This window comes from Microbacterium sp. CPCC 204701 (genome assembly GCF_004010105.1).
Lineage (GTDB): Bacteria > Actinomycetota > Actinomycetes > Actinomycetales > Microbacteriaceae > Microbacterium.
Genome location: NZ_RRYE01000535.1, coordinates 1 through 1,583 on the forward strand (window position 1 = coordinate 1; position 1,583 = coordinate 1,583).

Consider the following 1,583-nt stretch of genomic DNA (forward strand, 5'->3'; position numbering starts at 1 on the left):
CCGACGAGGAGACGCGCCTCGGCGAGACGCGCCTGCGCGGCGAGGTCGGACGCACCACCGGACAGCTGCGGCTCTTCGCCTCGGTCGTCGAGGAGGGCTCGTACCTCGAGCTCACCGTCGACGACGCCGACCCGTCGGCCGTGCCCCCGCGTCCCGAGCTGCGGCGCATGCTCGTCGGCGTCGGACCCGTCGCGGTGTTCTCGGCCTCGAACTTCCCGTTCGCGTTCTCGGTCGCGGGCGGCGACACCGCGTCGGCCCTCGCCGCGGGCAATCCGGTGATCGTCAAGGCGCACTCGGGGCATCCGCGCCTGTCGGAGCGCACCGCCGCGATCGTGAGCGCCGCCCTCACCGCCGCGGGCGCCCCGGAGGGGTCCCTCGCACTCGTCGACGGGCGAGAGGCGGGCAACGCCCTGGTGCAGCATCCGGTCATCCAGGCCGCCGGGTTCACCGGCTCGCTCGGCGGCGGCCGCGCCCTGTTCGACCTCGCGTCGGGCCGTCCCGACCCCATCCCGTTCTACGGCGAGCTCGGCTCGATCAACCCCGTCGTGATCACACCTGCGGCCGTCGCCGCGCGCGGCGAGTCGCTCGCGCAGGGACTCGTCGGCTCGTTCACGCTGGGGGTCGGCCAGTTCTGCACGAAGCCCGGTGTGGTCTTCGTGCCCGAGGGCGCCGGCTTCGAAGACCTCGTCGCCGGGTTCGCGACCGGCGCCGCGGGCGGGCTGCTGCTCACCGACCGCATCGCGTCGGCGTTCCCGGCGGGCATCGAGCACCTCGAAGCAGACCCGTCGGTGTCGGTCGTGGCACAGGGCCTTCCGGCGGAGTCGGGCGCCGCGCAGCCGGTGGTGCTGGCGACGGATGCCGCGGCCGTCGCCGCGCGCCCCGAGACGCTCCTCGAGGAGTGCTTCGGACCGGTCACGCTCCTCGTGCGCTACTCGTCCGACGCCGAGCTGCTGACGGCGCTCCGCGCGGTGCCGGGCTCGCTCACCGGCACGCTGCACTCCGAGCCCGGTGACGACGTCGCCGCGGTGCTCGCAGTGCTCGAGCGCAAGGCCGGCCGCGTGCTCTTCGCCGGGTGGCCGACCGGTGTCGCGGTGACGTGGTCGCAGCAGCACGGCGGGCCGTGGCCCGCGACCACCTCCCTGCACACCTCGGTCGGGGCGACGGCGATCCGCCGTTTCCTGCGTCCGATCGTGTTCCAGGACGCCCCCGAGGCGCTCCTGCCCGCCGTGCTGCGCGACGCGTCGCTCGAGACGCTGCCGCACCGCCGCAACGGAGAGCTGCAGGTGCCCTGAGCCGGGGCTGTCCGCCTTCATCTGCGAAAACACCAGCCCGTCACGACGACACGCCGGTGACGGATGCCGGCCCCGGCGTGTCAACCGACCGACTGTTGTTTCCTCAGCCGGGGAGGCGCCACTCCGGTCGCGCGTTCAGCGGCCGGCGAAGCTCCGGGCCAGCGCTGCTGCGGCCTCGGTGAGCCACCGCGCGGGATCGGCCATCGCGGCCTCGCTCGACCCCGCGAGCCCGGTGAGGGAGGCCGCGGCGGCGAAGCCGGAGGTGTCGGCATCCGTCGCGATGCGGCCCGC

Annotated in this window: 1 protein-coding gene; it reads left to right on the top strand. The window is 74.9% G+C overall.

Annotated features, from left to right (window positions below; translation table 11 throughout):
• Positions 1 to 1,292 (top strand): aldehyde dehydrogenase (NADP(+)) (locus EIO58_RS17605; protein WP_164861855.1); only part of this gene is annotated, 1,292 nt, incomplete at its 5' end.
• Positions 1,293 to 1,583: the final 291 nt, after the last annotated feature.